Origin of the sequence: Pedobacter sp. SYSU D00535, from assembly GCF_017355855.1 — a bacterium.
Classification (GTDB): Bacteria; Bacteroidota; Bacteroidia; order Sphingobacteriales; family Sphingobacteriaceae; genus Desertivirga.
On record NZ_JAFEWD010000005.1, the window covers coordinates 240,258 to 258,479 of the forward strand.

The following is an 18,222-nucleotide window of genomic DNA, read 5'->3' on the forward strand; positions in this document are numbered from 1 at the left end:
ATATGAGAAGTTTTACATTGAAAGTTTCTGCACTTATGCTAATGACCGCAAGTTGTTTGCATTCGTCTGCATTTTCGCAATCCTACGCCTATTTGGCCGCGGAGAAGCTTGATTCTACACTTCCAAAGAAGGAAAGGATGCAGCCCCTTTCGTCGGCTCTCCGGAAGTTGGAAGAGCAGTTTAAAGTGAATTTTAATTACAACTCCAGGGTAGTAAGGGACAAAGTCGTTAATACCGCTATCCTGTCAGAAGATGCTGCACTTGATGAGCTGCTAACAAAAATTTTAGATCCTCTTCATTTAGCCTATGAGAAAGTAAAAGAGAATAGTTACGTCATTACGAATACAAGAGCCAGATTTGCTGACATCACCGTTAGGGGTGCAGTTAAAGATTCGGCTGGCGTTTCTTTACCCGGAGTTAGTGTACGACTGAAGGGGAGTTCCATCGGAACTACTACCGATATCAACGGAAATTACGTTATCAATATTCCGGATGGTAACGGGGTGCTTGTTTTTACCTATGTAGGGTTTCAAACGAGAGAGGTAGCTGTAAATAACCGAACATCCATTAACGTAACGCTGGTAGAGAGCCAAAATACTCTTAACGAAGTAGTTGTTGTGGGATATGGAACACAGCGTCGGGCAGACATCACTGGTTCAGTTGCTATTGTTGATGTTCAAGATATGAAGAAAGTATCTACAAACGATGTAGGTCAAATGCTTCAAGGCCGGGCCGCAGGGGTTACGGTGAATAGTGACGGACAGCCGGGGGCCTTTCCGCAGGTAAGGCTTCGGGGTATCAGTACTTTTGGAAACTCTGATCCTTTATATGTAATTGACGGTGTGCCAATTAACGGGGTTCCCCGGGATTTTAACCCGAACGATGTAGAAAGTATCCAGGTTTTAAAGGACGCTTCGGCAGGAGCTATCTACGGTTCTCGTGCAGCTAACGGGGTAATTATCGTGACTACCCGTCAGGGGAAAAAAGAAACTCCGCTCCAGGTGGAGTATAATGCCTATTATGGTTTTGATAACGTATGGCAAATCATGCCGGTTACTAACAGTCATAACTACCAGGTGCTAAACAACGAGGCTCGGTTAAATTCCAATAACAAACCGTTGGCTCCGGGGAATGACCCGAATTCGCCAAACTTTATAAGTAACGTAGATACAGATTGGCAGGCCGAGGGCTTGAAGAACGGTAACCGTCAAAACCACAACCTGAACTTTTCAGGAGGTAGTACGAACAGTACATACAACGTATCTCTTGATTTCTTTGATAACGAGGGGACCTTTGTTGGGAATGGGCCATCTTACACCCGTTATACGGGGAGAATCAATACCTCTCAGGAAAAAGGCATCTTCAGGTTTGGTCAGTCTTTGTTCTATGCTCGTTCCAATGAAAATGCACTGGTAACCGGAGACGGTGTGCTGCCAGGGGGAAGACCTCCGCTTATTAACGACCTGGTTTTTGCTATTCCTACCATGCCACTTTATGATGCTAACAGAAAAGGTGGATTTGGAGGTACGGCCAGTGAACTTCACAATGCAATCTCATTAAATGGGGTGGGTTACAACAGCCTCATTGAAAACCGTACCGACGTGGATCGCACCTTCGCAAGTATTTTTGGAGAGGCAAACCTGGTAAAACGTAGCGGCCACAACCTCAAATACCGGTTGAATCTCGGTTATGATGCGGTTTCAGCCCGCGACTTTAGCTTCGTTCCTACGTTCAATCTCGGTTATTTCTTTATTAATCCTACTGCCCGGCTGACCGATGCCAGCAGACGCTATGATAGTAAATTGATAGAAAATACTCTTAACTACCAGAAGAGCCTAGGGAAGCATTCTTTCGATTTGCTGGTCGGTCAGATGTTCCAGGAGAACGGTACACTGGAGAGGACAGCCACTGCCCAGAACTTCGCAAATGAAGATTTCCGGACAATTGGCAACGGCGCTGAGAGAACCTCGAACAGTGTACAGCGTAGCAATGCGATATTTTCCCTGCTTTCTCGTTTAAACTACAATTTTGGAGACAAATACTTAGTAACGGGTACAGTTCGCCGTGACGCTTCTTCCCGCTTTGGCTCAGATTACCGGGTAGGTTATTTCCCTTCTGTAGCTCTGGGATGGCGTCTTAGCAATGAGGGTTTCTTCAAAGTTCCTAAATCCATAGTTTCAGACTTGAAGTTAAGGGGAAGTTGGGGTAAACTCGGAAATGAAAATATAGGCGACTATCTTTTTCAGGCCGTTATCAACCCGGGCATGGTGTACACCTTTGACGGAACTAGGGTACTTGGGGGCCTTCAAACGAACGTAGTCTCTGAGACATTGAAGTGGGAGGATAGGATTACGAGTAACGTTGGCTTTGATGCACAATTGTTAAACGGCCGCGTAGACCTTTCTGCGGAGTATTATTACAGCAAGAGTCAGGATATCCTGGTTCCTATCCCAATTCCGATGTCTGTGGGATCTATTAACAGCCGTCCTGTAGTAAACGCCGGTACCCTGCAAAATTCGGGAATTGAATTAACAACAACTTATCATAAATCTTCGGGAGCTTTCAAATTTGACATCTCCGGTAACATCGCAACAGTTAAAAATAAGGTTTTAGCGCTTGGGAATAACGTTCAACGCCGAATTGACGGGGCCTTCATCACAGAGGTCGGTGGTGAAGTTGGAAGACATTATGGTTTCCTGACCGATGGGCTTTTCAGAACTCAGGAGGAAGTCGATAATCATCCCCAACAATTTGATGGTGCAAGCGTCGGAGATGTACGGTTCAGAGACATTAGTGGACCAAACGGAACACCTGACGGCGAGATCAATGACTGGGATAGGACTTATCTAGGTAGCGGTGTTCCTAAATTCACTTACGGATTCAACTTCGGAGCATCTTACAAGAATTTCGACTTTACCCTGTTTGCCTCAGGAGCGGGTGGTTACTTAATCAACAGTCGCTTATACCGGGATTTGATGCACTCCGGAGGGGATGCGAATTATCACGAGGATATGTTGAACCGCTTTACATCTCTTAACACAAATACAAATATCCCCCGGATGACCTGGGAAGATCCGAACCGTAACTGGGAGAGTTCTGACCGGGAGGGATGGTTGCAGGACGGAACGTTTCTGCGAATTAATACTGTCTCCCTCGGCTATAACATCCCTCAGAAATGGGTAAAAGGAATCAACAGGTTGAGAGTGTATGGTACCGCCCAAAACTTCTACACCTTCCAAAAATACAAAGGTTATAACCCTGATTTTGCATACGGAGTATTTACTCCCGGTTTAGATAACGGTTCCTATCCAAGACCTCGCTCCATCATGTTTGGTGTTCAGGTGGGTTTTTAGGTAAAACGAATAATCAAAAAAGAGATGAAAAAACTACAATATTTTCTAGTGGCGCTGGTAGTAATTCTGGCAGGCTGCGACAAAAAATTGGATCTTGCCAATCCTAACTACCCTACAACCGCCACTTATTGGAAAACAGCAGACCATGCGTTTGCCGGTATCAATGGCGTGTACAATGCATTGGCTCTCGAGGGAACCTACACCCGCTCATTTCCTGGTCTTACAGATAGCAGGGGCGACGACTTCTATGGCGCCAGCCCCTGGGCTGATTTAGTTCTCGTAGGCCGTTTTACTATCCCCAGCAATTCGGCTCCTGTTGAATGGATTTGGAGAGATCACTTCCTGGTAGTTTACCGGGCGAACCAGGTGATTGCAAACGTGGGAAAAATGGATGAGGGTGTATTATCCGCGGAAGCGAAAAACAGGATAGTTGGACAAGCTTACTTCTTAAGAGCTTTAGCTTACTACAACTTGGTTACCACTTTCAAAGCGGTCCCTCTTATCACAGAGCCACCAGCAGATCAAAATAACTATTACCCTCCAACTGCCTCGGAGGAAGCTTTGTGGACCCAAATTTTTGAAGATTTGAAGGATGCGGAAGAACTGCTTCCATTGGACTACGCGAATGTGACAGGTCCGGATAGGGGCCAAAAAGGACGTGCTACAAAAGGGGCTGCAGCCGGGTTGTTAGGGAGAGCTTATCTCTATAGAAAACTTTATCCGTTAGCAGCCCAGCAATTTGAGAAGTTTTTACTACCTGGTGGAGTATTATACAACAAATACTCCCTGATGCCGAATTACCGCGATAACTTCAAATCTGTAAATGAAAACAATGCGGAGTCTTTGTTTGAAATTCAATTTACGGCTGAGGGCGGAACTGACGGAAACTGGACAGGTGAGCCGAACGCCAATTGGAGACAATTTGAAGCATTTTCAGTAACCTACGCTCCTCCGGGAGAGACCTGGGGTGGATTCAAAGATTACCAGCCAACGCGATGGATCTATAATGAATTCAAGCAGGAGAAAACTATTACCGGTCAGAGCGACCCGCGATTACTTGCCACCATTACTTCCTACGAACCTGCTGATAACTCGACAACGGTTTATGGAAGGCCTTGGCCCTATGCAAGTACCAACGAGTTGTACACCAGAAAGTATACTTATGATGGTCTAGGACTGCATCAAAAGGAAGCCTTCGAGACAGGAGGTATTAATTATCGGATCTTAAGGTTTGCAGATATTCTCCTGATGTATGCGGAGGTGCTGAATGAACTTGATAGAACAGCAGAGGCTTATCCGTTCATACAGGCAGTGCGAAACAGAGCGAATCTTCCAAATCTGGCAACTACCAAGCCTAGCATGAATAAAGTGCAGATGAGGGAACAGATTGCGCATGAAAGAGCTCTTGAATTTGCGATAGAAGGTCAGCGGATTAATGACATTATTCGGTGGGGATGGCTTTATGATCCTGCAAAACTTGCAGAGTTGCGTCAGCATGATTCTGATTTTAACAGCTGGCAGCCCGGAAAGGAGTATTTACCAATCCCATTCCAGGAGTTAAATACAAACAAGAATCTTTCACCCAATTCAGCCAACTAAACGAGATCTGTCCGGGGACTTGTTCCCCGGAGTAAATAGCAATCAATTATGAACAAGATATTTAAAATGCCTTTTATCCTGTTGTTGACCTTGGCGGTGGTGGCAGGCTGTAAAAAATCGGAAGAGCCGCTGACAGAAGTGGACCCCGGCATATTTACCAAACCCTTCAATATTAATGATCTTAACGATACCTATGCCAATGTAGCTGATATCTCTTTTTCGTGGAAATGGGGACCTTACAACCTGCATGACCCATCCATTATTAAAGATGGGGAATGGTATTACTGCTACAGTACCGATGTGGCTTACGGAATGACTCCTCGAGTGGGTATCATGGTTCGGAAATCTAAGGACCTCGTCGACTGGAAATATGTAGGCTGGGTGCTTGATGGACTTCCGGAGATGGGAGCGAAATACATCAGAGATAATGGAGGGACCCCAGTACAAGGACTGTGGGCGCCTTATATCATGAAAGTAGGAAATGAGTACCGGCTTTACTATTCACTTGCGCCCACAGCAGGTAGGACGAGTGCTATCGGTCTGTTAACTTCCAATTCGCCTGAAGGCCCATGGGTAGAAAAAGGACTTGCAGTAACCTCTGTCAATACCGGTCCGGGTACCAACGCAATAGACCCTTCAGTGGTCGTAACGCCTTCGGGTCAGCATTGGATGGTATACGGTTCTTCCTGGGATGGATTATATGAATTGCAGCTAAACCCACAAACGGGACTGGCAATGACATCTGGAGACAGAGGTACGCGAATTGTCCGCAGAGGAAGGACGAATGGAATGGTAAACGGAAACCTGGAAGGTCCGGAGATTATTTATAACCCGACCACCAACATGTACTACCTCTTTGTGGCCTACGACTGGTTGTCCACCAAATACAATGTACGTGTGTTCCGCTCCACCAGTCCGAACGGTCCATTTTTGGATTGGAATGGCGTAAACGTAGATAATCTTGCCGATAATGGTCCGATGATCTTAGCCCCTTACCGTTTCGATGGTCATAGCGGCTGGGCCGGTGTTTCTCACTGTTCGGTGTTCAAAGACGATAACGGGCAGTATTATATGGCTCACCAGGGAAGACCTGGAATAGACCGGGCATTTATGGTGATGCATGTTCGAAAGATGTTCTGGACACCTGAAGGATGGCCTATTGTTTCACCTGAGCGCTACGCGAATGTTCCAAATACCCCGATAACCGCAAATGAAATTGCAGGCAAGTATGAGCAAATCGTTCAGGGTTATGCTACAGTACCCGGCTTTGATGCAGAGCAAACAGACCCTCAGTACAACGTATTCTTCGAGACCAATTTAAATCCCGATGGGAAAATCAACGGCGATCCCAACAATACCTGGGCTTATAACGCGCCGTGGATAGAATTGAGATGGGCAGGCGGGCTTTTTGTAGATAAACTACATGTTTCCCGCGAACGAGACTGGGAGAAGAAAAAGGAATCGACGCTTGTGATGACAGGACTTAACGGTGGTGGCTTGTCGATCTGGCTTAAAAAAGTACAATAGTTTAAAACCTGAAAAGGGCCGGTTGACAGTATTTCAGCCGGCCTTTTATTGTTTACCGAGCATTTTAGGAATAATAAATGTTTTTTTGACATTTATTATTCTTTGTTATCTTTAACTACCGATTATAAACTCACTACAAATCACACTTATTTTCACCATTTAAGGGACTCTTTTAATATGAGAAAAGCAGATCTACTATGTTTTATAGGGTTGACCTGTGGCATTGCAGCAGAAAGTTTAGCCCAAACCAGCACATTTACCGTAAAGGTAAACCAGCCTACTGCCACCGTTCAACCCACCATGTGGGGCGTCTTTTTTGAGGATATCAACATGGGCGCAGACGGCGGTATTTATGCGGAATTAGTAAAAAACAGATCCTTCGAGTTCTACAAACCGCTAATGGGTTGGACCTTACAGGGGAACAGAAATGAAGGAGATATTCTGGTTCTTAACCGTCAGGAGGCTAAAAGTAATAATCCCAGGTTCCTTCGGGTGAAAGTTGCCAATAGAGCAAAAGGCGACCTTGGGATGACCAATGAAGGCTTCAGAGGGATGGGGATCAAAAACGGCCTGCGTTATGATTTTTCAGTGATGTACCGGCAGGCAGCACCAGGCGTAAAGATGCATCTGGAGCTGGTTAATCCCAAAGGGGAGATAATAGGAAAGGGAGAGATCTCGCCCAGTGGTTCAGGCACAGATTGGAAAAAACAATCTGTCAGCTTTAGTGCCACCGCTACAGAACCCAAAGCTAAGTTCAATATCTGGTTTGAAGGGAACGGCTCAATAGATTTAGACATGATTTCACTGTTTCCGTCAGATACCTGGAAAAACCGTCCCGGTGGCATGAGGGCGGATATGGTTCAGATGCTGGCCGACATGAAACCAGGCTTCATCCGCTTCCCGGGCGGTTGTATTGTGGAAGGTCACGACCTGTCGGTTCGGTACCAGTGGAAAAAGACGATTGGTCCGGTAGAAGAACGAGAGTTGATCGTCAACCGGTGGAATACCGAGTTTGCACATCGTCCCACTCCAGACTATTATCAAACATTTGGTTTGGGCTTTTTTGAGTATTTCCAGCTGGCTGAAGACATTGGAGCTGAAGCTCTTCCCATTTTAAATTGCGGAATGGCTTGTCAGTTTAACACTGCCGAAGTTGTTCCCCTGGATCAGTTGGAACCCTATATTCAGGATGCACTCGATCTCATTGAGTTTGCTAATGGGGATGTAAATACCAGGTGGGGAAAGGTACGTGCAGAAATGGGACACCCAAAACCGTTCAACTTAAAGATGATGGGGGTTGGAAACGAGAACTGGGGACCGCAATATGTGGAGCGCCTTAAGCTCTTCACCAAAGCCATCAAAGAGAAATACCCGAATATCCAACTGGTAAGCAGCTCAGGCACGGATCCAAACGGCGAGCGCTTCGAGTATTTAAATACAGAGTTGCGTAAAATGAAGGCTGATATTATTGATGAACACTACTACCGTCGTCCGGAGTGGTTTCTGGAGAATGCAGCTCGATACGACAACTATCCACGCAATGGTTCAAAAGTTTTTGCCGGGGAATATGCTGCACAAAGTGACAAAACAGTTAGTGTAAACAACAAAAACAACCTCCGTACAGCTATCTCGGAAGCAGCTTTCCTGACCGGACTTGAGCGAAATGCGGACGTAGTGGTCATGGCTTCTTACGCACCCTTGTTTGCCCATGTGGAAGGCTGGCAGTGGACCCCTGATATGATTTGGGTGGATAACCTGCGCACCTACGGCACGCCTAACTATTATGTGCAAAAACTATATTCGCTAAATAAGGGAACTAATGTGGTGCCGATCCAGTTGGATGGTAAAAATGTAACAGGACAGAATGGTTTGTATGCTTCCGCTGTGATTGACAAAAACACAAAAGAATTAATCCTCAAGGTGGTGAATACTACGGATAAGGAGACGGAAGGGGAGTTTTCCATTCAGGGTGTCAACAGGCTTGCTGCTAAGGGCACAATGATTGTTCTCGCAGGTAACAACTTGGAAGAAGTCAATTCTTTAGACAATCCTTTAAGCATCAGTCCAAAGCAGAAAGACATTTCCGTCAAGAAGCAATCCGTTAAATCGAAGTTGGCTCCAAACTCCTTCAACGTGATTAAAATTAAAATGATTTAGGCCGGCTTCAGCAGTTGAAACCTCCTTAACCCCGATGTTTTAATCGGGGTTGTACAGACCAATTAAAACATATATGAAAAGATTCAGCCTCCTCCTTGCTCTCTTGTTAAGTGTTTCCCTGTTCGCCCAGGATTCCAAATCCAATATTTCTGTACACGATCCCGTAATGGCTAAGGAAGGCGATACTTATTACCTTTTTGCTACGGGTTGGGGTATTTCTGCTTGGTCCTCCAAAGATTTGAAGGAGTGGAAAAAAGAGCCTGCAGTATTTGCTTCTGCTCCTAAATGGGCAGTAGAGGCTGTTCCCACTTTCAAGGGCCATATCTGGGCTCCTGATATTAGTTTCCACAATGGAAAGTACTACCTGTATTATTCGATCTCTGCTTTCGGCAAAAACACTTCGGCAATTGGCGTGGCTACAAACGAGACATTAAATCCAGCGAGCCCTAAATTTAAGTGGGTGGACCACGGAAAAGTGATTCAATCTTACCCGGGACGCACCAATTGGAACGCCATCGACCCCAATATAATTACTGATAAAAAGGGAAAAGCGTACATGGCCTTTGGATCCTTCTGGGACGGGCTAAAAATTATTGAGCTTAGTCCAGACCGGCTTTCTGTAGTGGGAGATACCATTACTTTAGCGACTATTGCAAGCAGGAAAAAGACGGCCAGCGCAGATAATCCTCCGGCTGTAGATGATAACCCTAAGGATGCCGGGGGGAATGCCATTGAGGCGCCCTTCATTTTCAAAAAAGGTAAGTATTACTATCAGTTTGCCTCCATCGATTACTGTTGTAAAGGCGTGAACAGTACCTATAAAATGATCGTTGGCCGTTCCAAGAATGTCAAAGGACCCTATCTGGACAGGAACGGTGTATTAATGAGTCAGGCGGGCGGCACGCTTCTGCTGGAGGGCAACAAGGATTGGTATGGCGTGGGACACAACTCCGTGTATAACTTTGACGGTACCGATTATCTCATTTTTCATGGATACGCAGCTGCCGAAAATGGTCAACCAAAATTGAGAATTGAGAAGCTAGGCTGGGATAAGAAAGGCTGGCCTTATGTTGCTCCGGATAAGCGGTAGGTTTGTATGAAATTAAATTGATTGCATTGCGAGCAGGTGCAAAGCTGTAGATAGCGCTTGTTTAATGCCTGTTTGTCGAGTTTTTTAAAAATATGATTACATTCGGAACTTAATCCTAATAAAACCTAGTTAAACTAATGAAGACAAATTTATTGATAGTGCTGGCAGCAGGAGTATTCTCCCTTTCTGCATGCACTAATAATCCCGAAAAACAAAGCGCCCAGAACGCAAGTTCAGATTCAGTATCAAATCAGGTTATGATCCCAGAAAAAAGTAATTTTCAAACAACAATCGACGGAAAGCAAACCGACCTGTATGTTTTGACAAATCAAAACGACATGAAGGTCGCAATTACCAACTATGGCGGTAGAATCGTGAGCATCATCGTCCCTGACAAGGACGGTAAGATGGTAGACGTAAATTTGGGTTACGAGAAGGTCTCAGGTTATCAGCAGGCAAACGAGCCTTACTTTGGTGCCCTGATCGGGAGATATGGAAACCGAATTGGAAATGCCCAATTCACTCTGGACGGGAAAGCGTATAAACTTCCGGCAAATGATAATGGACAGTCCCTTCATGGAGGTCCTAAAGGTTTTCACGCACAGGTTTGGGATGCTAAAAAAATAAACGACTATACCCTGGAGCTTACTTATTTATCAAAAGATGGCGAGGAAGGATATCCGGGTAATCTGAATGTGAAAGTGGTTTACTCATTGACCAATGACAATGCCATTAAAATGGACTATACAGCAACTACTGATAAGGCTACAGTAGTTAATTTAACCAATCATGCCTATTTTAACCTGAATGGTGAAGGAAATGGCTCTATCAATAACCATGTTCTTCTGATCAATGCGGATAAATTTACTCCGGTAAATGCAAGCTTGATCCCTACAGGCGAGTTGAAAAGTGTGAAAGGGACTCCATTTGACTTTACTACACCCACAGCAATCGGTCAGCGCGTGGATGCGGACGATGAACAATTGAAATTCGGTAAAGGCTATGATCATAACTTCGCTTTAACCAATTCATCAACTGAACTAAAGCAGGCAGCTTTAGTGAGCAGTCCTCAAACCGGAATTACCCTGGAAGTACTTACTACTGAGCCGGGTATCCAGTTCTACGGAGGTAACTTCCTTGATGGAAAACTGACAGACGGGAAGGGAGGCAAAAAATATGAACACCGTAGCGGTTTTTGTTTAGAGACACAGCATTTTCCTGATTCGCCAAACCAAACATCTTTCCCTAGCACGGTGCTAAAACCAGGAGAGACTTACAGTTCTACAACACTTTATAAGTTTGCTACCAAGCAACAGTAACAGATAAAGCTTTTAAAATAAAGTGCTGTACGGTGAGGAGCCTGCAGCACTTTTTTGTTGACTTCAGTTTTCTCCATATCCTGGTTTTGTATCATCAGAGCTTGGGTCCCGCAATAATTTAATTCTGGCTACTAATTTCCGGAAAGCACAATTTGTCCCCCTTTTTTTGCTGAATCATCCTTGTTCTAAATCGTAGCGTATCTCGAAAATTGCTGCTGGCGAATGCCGCTGATTTCTGCAAGGCAAATTTAAACTGATGCCCGAGAAAAAAGTTGATTTTAGTCTTTATTAATTTAGCTTTGAGAATTAGTTGACCAATTATTTGCGCTTGTTAATAGAGACCCTTCACCGGGCACCTGAAACTTTATGAAAAAAATTATCTTTTGCCTACTTGTTGCTTGTTTTTCTACGGCAATGGCTCAGCAAAAAGCTGTAAAAATGATGGATGTAGGAGAGGGGTGGGCCAATAATTCGGTTAATACCATCATCTTTCGCAAGAACTCACTCGTAACCCATCAGGACACGCAATTCATTGCCTTCTACAACCAGAACAGAAAAGTGATGTTGGGGAAAAGGAAGCTAGGGGCAGCCGACTGGGATTTGGTGGAAACAAACTTACAAGGCAATGCGGCTGATGCACACAACGCCATAAGCATCATGGTGGATGGGGACGGTTATCTTCATATTTCCTGGGATCATCATAATCATAGCTTAAGGTACGTAAGAAGCGTACGTCCCGGCTCCCTGCAGTTAACTGAAAAAATGCCAATGACAGGCAGCGACGAGAAGTCGGTATCCTATCCTGAGTTTTACAGAACGCCTGACGGAAACCTGCTGTTTTTCTACCGTAATGGAGCTTCGGGTCAGGGTAACCTGGTAATAAACAAATACAATACGGCTACCAAAACCTGGCAGCGATTACATAGCAATCTCATCAGTGGAGAAGGACAAAGGAACGCTTATTGGCAGGCCTTTCTTGACCACAAGGGAACGATCCATGTATCCTGGGTTTGGAGAGAGTCGCCGGATGTGGCGAGTAACCATGATCTGGGCTATGCACGCTCCAGCGATGGCGGCCTGACCTGGGAGAAGTCGACCGGTGAGAAATACCAATTGCCCATTACGCTCGCAACTGCCGAATACGCTTTTCGTATCCCACAAAATTCTGAATTAATCAATCAAACCTCGATGTCTGCCGACAAACGGGGAAACCCTTTCATCGCCACCTATTGGAGGGAAAAAGGCACGGCCGTCCCCCAGTATCACGTTGTGTACCATACGGGCAAGAGCTGGAGGGCTTTGAATCTAAACTTTAGAAAAACACCCTTCTCGCTGAGTGGAGGGGGAACGAAACGCATCCCCATCTCCAGGCCGCAAATCATGGTGGATATTGCGAAGTCAAAGCCAAGAGCGCTTCTAATTTTTCGGGATGAGGAAAGAGGAGCAAAAGTATCGGCGGCGAATATTGATAATTTAAAGAAAAACAAGTGGCGGGTACGCGATCTTACCGAGAGTTCCGTAGGATCCTGGGAGCCGAGCTTCGATACGGAGCTCTGGAAAATAAGTGGCGTGCTGAACCTCTTCGTGCAGGAAGTGCAACAGGTGGATGGGGAAGGAAAGGCGAATCTGCCGCCGCAAATGGTGAAGGTACTGGAATGGAAACCTGATTTTTAAGTTACGATTATGAAAATAAAAGCTATACTCTTATTACTCCTTGCGGGATCAGCAGCGTTGCTGACCGGATGCGCGGTGAAAAAACAGACAATGGGCACGTCCCAGGCGGAGGTGCTCCAGATCATAGACAAGGTGAACAACTATTGGCAGCAGAACAATAAGCCGCAGGAACGTGCTTTCTGGGATGTCGCTGCTTACCATACCGGTAACATGGAGGCCTACGCAATCACCAAAAACGAGAACTACCGGAAGTACTCGGAGGCCTGGGCGGAACACAATCAGTGGAAGGGTGCTAAGTCTGACAATAAGGCCGAATGGAAGTATAGTTACGGCGAAAAAGACGACTATGTGCTGTTCGGGGACTGGCAGATTGCTTTTCAGACTTATATCGACCTGTATAACCTGGATAAGGATGAGAAGAAAATAGCCCGGGCAAAGGAGGTGATGGAATACCAGATGAGCACCAATAAAAAAGATTACTGGTGGTGGGCGGATGGCTTGTATATGGTAATGCCCGTCATGACCAAATTGTACAAAGTGACCGGCAACGGACAGTATCTCGACAAGTTACACGAGTATTTCACCTACGCGGACAGCGTAATGTACGACCCCGAAGAAAAGCTGTACTACCGCGATGCAAAATATATATATCCAAAACATAAGAGTGCCACTGGGAAGAAGGATTTCTGGGCCAGGGGCGACGGCTGGGTATTCGCAGGTCTTGCCAAGGTCTTGAAAGATCTTCCCAAAAATGATCCTCACCGCCAGCTGTACATAGAAAGATATGAGGGAATCGCACGAGCGATTAAAAATGCCCAACAACCGGAAGGCTATTGGACACGTAGTATTCTTGATCCGGTACATGCGCCGGGGCCCGAAACCAGCGGGACTGCCTTTTTCACTTATGGCTTGCTTTGGGGTATTAATAATGGCTATTTGAGTAAGAAGGAGTATCTGCCGGTAGTGGAGAAGAGTTGGAATTACCTCACTAAAGTGGCTTTACAGCCTGATGGAAAAGTGGGATATGTGCAGCCAATAGGCGAGCGGGCAATACCGGGGCAAGTAGTTAATCAAAATTCTACTTCTAATTTTGGCGTAGGCGCATTTCTGCTGGCAGCATCAGAAATGTACAAATTCCTGGATTGATAAACATGAAGCGAATGATATGAATATGAAGCAACGTTTTCTAGCCATAGTTCTGGTTCTTGTTGGTTTTGGGAGCAAAGGACAAACGACAGTTGACTCGGTCGTAGCTCCGGCAGCGGTTCTTCCTGGTGTTTTTGCCGATCCTCATATCGCGGCCTTTGGCAAAAAGTTCTATATCTACCCTACAACCGACGGTACTGTAGGCTGGAAGGGAACGACCTTTAGTTGCTGGTCCTCCAACGATCTGCGCAAGTGGAAAAATGAGGGCGTCATTCTGGACCTGCCCAGAGATTTAACATGGGCAAAGGAACGTGCCTGGGCGCCGGCAATAGCGAAAAAAAACGGAAAGTATTATTTCTACTACTCCGCGGATGTCAACATCGGAGTGGCAGTGGCCGACCGTCCCGAAGGGCCATTTAAGGACCCGATCGGAAAACCGCTAATTCCGAAAGGCACGGTAAAGGGCCAGATGATCGACCCCATGGTCTTTATTGATGATGACGGCTCCGCCTACCTTTACTTTGGGCAGGGAAACTGCAATATCGTAAAGCTGAACGACGACATGATCTCCTGTGATCTCTCCAAAATTATTTCATTTAAACCGCAGGGATACAATGAGGGCGCCTTTGTATTCAAAAGGCAGGGGAAGTATTATTTGATGTGGTCAGAGTACGATACCCGGGATCCGCGCTACTCCGTGGCGTATGCTACTGCTGATTCTCCGACCGGGCCTTTTGTAAAAGCAGAAACCAATCCCGTACTAAAGGGCAGTGGAGCGATAAAAGGTGCGGGACATCATTCAGTGGTGCAGGTGCCCGGTACCGATAACTGGTTTATTGCCTATCATCGCTTCAAAATCCCGGATGGAAACGGATATAACCGTGAGACCTGTATCTCCCCGATGCGGTTCGATAACAAGGGGAATATACTTCCGGTGGATGTATTTGAGCCGGTGCCAGCGGTGAAGGCGAAGCGATAGGAAGGAAGTTAGGCTTAACTTCTGGGAAGGAGCTGTGGGAAAGCTGTTGCTTCCTTCGAGTTTGGCTACAGTATAGGCAAACAGTGGATTTACCCCCTATCAAATGTTGTTTTACCCCTCGCAGTCCTTGCTATTACGAGGTTTTTTTGTACAACTATTATTGAAATGCACACCAACCTAGTAATTAGATGAAAGGAACTTTTAAAAAGAGATGGTTGCCTGCCATCCTCGTAGCTGCACTGCTCACTAGCACGTCAGCCTTTGCTCAAACACAACGGAATGAGTGGGAGAATCCGCAGTTGCTGGATTACAACAAGGAAAGACCGCATGCGACCTTTATGCTGTTTGACAATGCTGCCGATGTGAAGGCAGACGATTACAGCAGATCGCCTTACTATAAACTATTGAATGGGAAATGGAAGTTCGTGTACACGGATAAGTACGCCAACCGCATTGTCGATTTTTACCGTACCGACTTTCCTGATAAAAACTGGGCCGAGATTCCTGTCCCATCTAACTGGGAAAGAAAAGGGTTCGGCATACCGATCTATACGAATATTGTATATCCACATCCCAGAAATCCGCCTTTCATCGGTGAAAATAATCCTGTAGGAACCTATCGAAAAACCTTTACCGTCCCTGACAAATGGGACGGACGGGAGGTACTTCTCCACTTCGGGTCGATAACAGGTTATGCACAGGTGTATATAAATGGTGAGAAGGTGGGCATGACAAAAGCTTCAAAGTCACCTGCCGAATTTAATATTACTAAAAATCTAAAGAAGGGTGAGAATCTCCTGGCAGTACAGGTGTTTCGCTGGCACGACGGCAGCTATCTGGAAGATCAGGACTTTTGGCGACTGTCGGGTATTGAGAGAGATGTTTTCTTGTATTCGCTGCCAAAAGTTACAGTTTGGGACTTTTTCGCGAAAGCCGATCTGGATAACGCTTACACCAACGGTCTCTTGTCGGCAGCGGTAGATGTGAGAAAATTTGCAAGTGCCACCACTAAATCTGCAACTGTTACTGCCCGCGTTATGGATGCTGCAGGAAAAACTGTTTGGACGCAGGAAAAAGTGGTTGGTACCACGCAGGATCTCAACACGGTGGAATTTGCCGGATCTATTCCGAAGGTTGCTAAATGGAGCGCCGAGACGCCGCACCTGTATGATTTTATCATCAGCGTGAAGGATGAGAGCGGAAGGTCACTGGGAGTAACGGGTGCGAAAATAGGCTTCCGGAAAATTGAGTTGAAAAATGCGCAGCTCCTGGTGAACGGAATGCCCGTTTTATTTAAAGGGACCAACCGTCACGAGCATGACGATGAAGAAGGTCACGTTCCCGTGAAGGAGACTATGATCCGGGATCTGCAGCTGATGAAGCAATTCAATGTCAATGCAATCCGCACCAGCCATTATCCCAATGACCCTTACCTCTACAAGCTGGCGGACAAGTATGGATTTTACCTGGTAGATGAAGCAAACATCGAGACACACGGCATGGGGGCCGAATGGCAGGGGAATTTTGACAAGTCAAGACATCCCGCCTATTTGCCCGAGTGGGCCGCGGCTCATCTCGACCGGATTGTGCGCCTGGTGGAGCGGGATAAAAACCATCCTTCGGTCATCATGTGGTCAATGGGAAATGAGTGTGGAAACGGACCGGTCTTTTATGAGGCCTACAAATGGATTAAAAATCGGGATAATACGAGGTTCATCATGTTCGAACAGGCGGGTGAAAATGCAAATACGGATGTCGTCGGTCCGATGTATCCCGGTATAAATTCCATGAAAAGCTATGCTGCGGCAAGCGACAAGACCCGGCCTTACATCATGTGCGAGTATTCACATGCCATGGGTAATAGCAACGGTAATTTTCAGGAATACTGGGATATCATTCATAGCAGTAAGCATATGCAGGGTGGTTTCATCTGGGATTGGGTGGATCAGGGTTTAAAGAGTTCAACTCCTGATGGAAGAACGTACTGGGCATACGGAGGAGACCTGGGGGGCTATCATCTCCAAAATGACGAAAACTTCTGCGCAAATGGCTTGATATCCGCGAATCAAACTCCTCATCCCGGATTGTACGAGGTCAAAAAGGTATATCAGTACATCAACTTCAAAGATAAAGATGTTTCCAAAGGTTTGATCACCGTGATCAACGACTATGATTTTACCAACCTCGATCAGTATAATTTTAAGTGGGAACTTTATAGAAATGGTGAAAAGGTGAAGGAAGCGCCGTTCACACTGAGTCTGGCACCTCAGCAACAAAAGGAGGTACGGCTAAATATACCTTCGTTTAAGTCGCAGCCCGGAAGTGAATACTATCTCAATGTCTACGCTTACACAAAAACAGGAACCGACATGATTCCTGCAGGCCATGAGGTAGCACGTGAACAGTTCAAACAGGCGGGCGACTTCTTTGCTGCAAAGCCGGCACAGAATCGGAAGCTCCAAGTTAATAAAGAGGGTAATAGGCTTAGCTTTAGTTCGGGATCGGTGAACGGCGAGTTCGATGTGCGCACCGGTAGGTTGATTCGTTATGCAGGGAAGGACGGCCAATCAATCCGTAGTTTCCCTGAACCCTATTTCTGGAGAGCTCCAACAGACAACGATTTCGGAAGTCAGATGCAGGTGAACCTGGGCATCTGGCGTACAGCTCACATCGACCGCGAGGTTAAAAGTGTAACGGTTGGGGAGCAAAATGAAGAGGGACTGCCTGTAAAGGTGGTATATGAGTTATCCGGAGTAAACGTGCCCTACACCGTAGACTACCTCATCCAAAACGACGGCGCTGTTCGGGTAACAGCTAGCATGGATATGACCGGTAGGAATTTACCCGAGCTTCCCAGATTTGGGATGCGAATGGAACTTCCGGCTGCCTACAATAGTCTTTCTTACTATGGAAGGGGCCCTTGGGAGAACTACAGCGACAGAAAGACCGCGGCCTTTGTTGGTTTGTACAAAGACGAGGTGAAGAATCAGTACACCTGGAATTATATCCGTCCGCAGGAAGCAGGATATAAAACAGACGTTCGCTGGCTTCGCCTGACAAATGCAGATGGGAAGGGTCTGGAAGTTGAGGGACTGCAACCAATCTGTTTCAGTGCCCTGAATGTCAAAACAGAAGACCTGGACCCTGGCTTGACCAAGAAACAACAGCACCCGACCGACATAAAACCGCGCAACGAAGTGTTTTTGCATATCGATTTAAATCAACGCGGCGTTGGTGGTGATAATAGCTGGGGAGCATTACCTCATAAGCAATACCGCCTGGAGGACGATAAATACTCCTACAGTTACGTGATAAAGCTTGTCGATTGATAGCGGAATGAATAGATTTACGAAGGATGAGTACACTGGTGCTCATCCT

General features: G+C 46.0%; 10 protein-coding genes. All 10 read left to right on the forward strand.

Annotated elements, in window-relative coordinates; all coding sequences use genetic code 11:
* The first annotated feature begins 2 nt into the window (after nucleotides 1-2).
* A complete protein-coding gene (locus J4N23_RS13205) occupies nucleotides 3-3,353 on the forward strand; it encodes a TonB-dependent receptor (protein WP_207427949.1) in 3,351 nt (1,116 codons plus the stop codon).
* A 24-nt stretch (nucleotides 3,354-3,377) separates the two neighbouring features.
* The gene (locus tag J4N23_RS13210; RefSeq protein WP_207427950.1) at nucleotides 3,378-4,952 is read left to right on the forward strand and encodes a RagB/SusD family nutrient uptake outer membrane protein; all 1,575 of its coding nucleotides are present in this window, start codon (nucleotides 3,378-3,380) and stop codon (nucleotides 4,950-4,952) included.
* Nucleotides 4,953-5,000: 48 nt separating this feature from the next.
* Nucleotides 5,001-6,479, forward strand: a complete 1,479-nt coding sequence (locus J4N23_RS13215; protein WP_207427951.1) for an arabinan endo-1,5-alpha-L-arabinosidase — start codon at nucleotides 5,001-5,003, stop codon at nucleotides 6,477-6,479.
* Nucleotides 6,480-6,656: 177 nt separating this feature from the next.
* Nucleotides 6,657-8,636 (forward strand): alpha-L-arabinofuranosidase C-terminal domain-containing protein, encoded by a 1,980-nt coding sequence (locus J4N23_RS13220; protein WP_207427952.1) that lies wholly within the window; start codon nucleotides 6,657-6,659, stop codon nucleotides 8,634-8,636.
* 73 nt (nucleotides 8,637-8,709) lie between these two features.
* Complete coding sequence (locus tag J4N23_RS13225; RefSeq protein WP_207427953.1) at nucleotides 8,710-9,726, forward strand: arabinan endo-1,5-alpha-L-arabinosidase; 1,017 nt, start codon at nucleotides 8,710-8,712, stop codon at nucleotides 9,724-9,726.
* A gap of 137 nt (nucleotides 9,727-9,863) precedes the next feature.
* Complete coding sequence (locus J4N23_RS13230) at nucleotides 9,864-11,045, forward strand: aldose epimerase family protein (protein WP_207427954.1); 1,182 nt, start codon at nucleotides 9,864-9,866, stop codon at nucleotides 11,043-11,045.
* Between the two features lie 366 nt (nucleotides 11,046-11,411).
* The gene (locus J4N23_RS13235; RefSeq protein ID WP_242689225.1) at nucleotides 11,412-12,719 is read left to right on the forward strand and encodes a BNR repeat-containing protein; all 1,308 of its coding nucleotides are present in this window, start codon (nucleotides 11,412-11,414) and stop codon (nucleotides 12,717-12,719) included.
* A gap of 9 nt (nucleotides 12,720-12,728) precedes the next feature.
* A complete protein-coding gene (locus tag J4N23_RS13240) occupies nucleotides 12,729-13,865 on the forward strand; it encodes a glycoside hydrolase family 88 protein (RefSeq protein WP_207427955.1) in 1,137 nt (378 codons plus the stop codon).
* Nucleotides 13,866-13,890: 25 nt separating this feature from the next.
* On the forward strand, nucleotides 13,891-14,844 hold the full coding sequence (locus J4N23_RS13245) for a family 43 glycosylhydrolase (protein ID WP_207427956.1): 954 nt from the start codon (nucleotides 13,891-13,893) through the stop codon (nucleotides 14,842-14,844).
* Nucleotides 14,845-15,032: 188 nt separating this feature from the next.
* Nucleotides 15,033-18,173, forward strand: coding sequence for a glycoside hydrolase family 2 TIM barrel-domain containing protein (locus J4N23_RS13250; RefSeq protein WP_207427958.1), 3,141 nt, complete (start codon nucleotides 15,033-15,035; stop codon nucleotides 18,171-18,173).
* Nucleotides 18,174-18,222 lie beyond the last annotated feature (49 nt).

Excerpts from the sequence above, each read along its gene's own strand:
- J4N23_RS13220 (WP_207427952.1), top strand. The coding sequence starts at position 6,657 with ATGAGAAAAGCAGATCTACTATGTTTTATAGGGTTGACCTGTGGCATT.
- J4N23_RS13250 (WP_207427958.1), top strand. The coding sequence starts at position 15,033 with ATGAAAGGAACTTTTAAAAAGAGATGGTTGCCTGCCATCCTCGTAGCT.
- J4N23_RS13205 (WP_207427949.1), top strand. The coding sequence starts at position 3 with ATGAGAAGTTTTACATTGAAAGTTTCTGCACTTATGCTAATGACCGCA.
- J4N23_RS13245 (WP_207427956.1), top strand. The coding sequence starts at position 13,891 with ATGAAGCAACGTTTTCTAGCCATAGTTCTGGTTCTTGTTGGTTTTGGG.
- J4N23_RS13230 (WP_207427954.1), top strand. The coding sequence starts at position 9,864 with ATGAAGACAAATTTATTGATAGTGCTGGCAGCAGGAGTATTCTCCCTT.
- J4N23_RS13210 (WP_207427950.1), top strand. The coding sequence starts at position 3,378 with ATGAAAAAACTACAATATTTTCTAGTGGCGCTGGTAGTAATTCTGGCA.
- J4N23_RS13235 (WP_242689225.1), top strand. The coding sequence starts at position 11,412 with ATGAAAAAAATTATCTTTTGCCTACTTGTTGCTTGTTTTTCTACGGCA.
- J4N23_RS13225 (WP_207427953.1), top strand. The coding sequence starts at position 8,710 with ATGAAAAGATTCAGCCTCCTCCTTGCTCTCTTGTTAAGTGTTTCCCTG.
- J4N23_RS13240 (WP_207427955.1), top strand. The coding sequence starts at position 12,729 with ATGAAAATAAAAGCTATACTCTTATTACTCCTTGCGGGATCAGCAGCG.
- J4N23_RS13215 (WP_207427951.1), top strand. The coding sequence starts at position 5,001 with ATGAACAAGATATTTAAAATGCCTTTTATCCTGTTGTTGACCTTGGCG.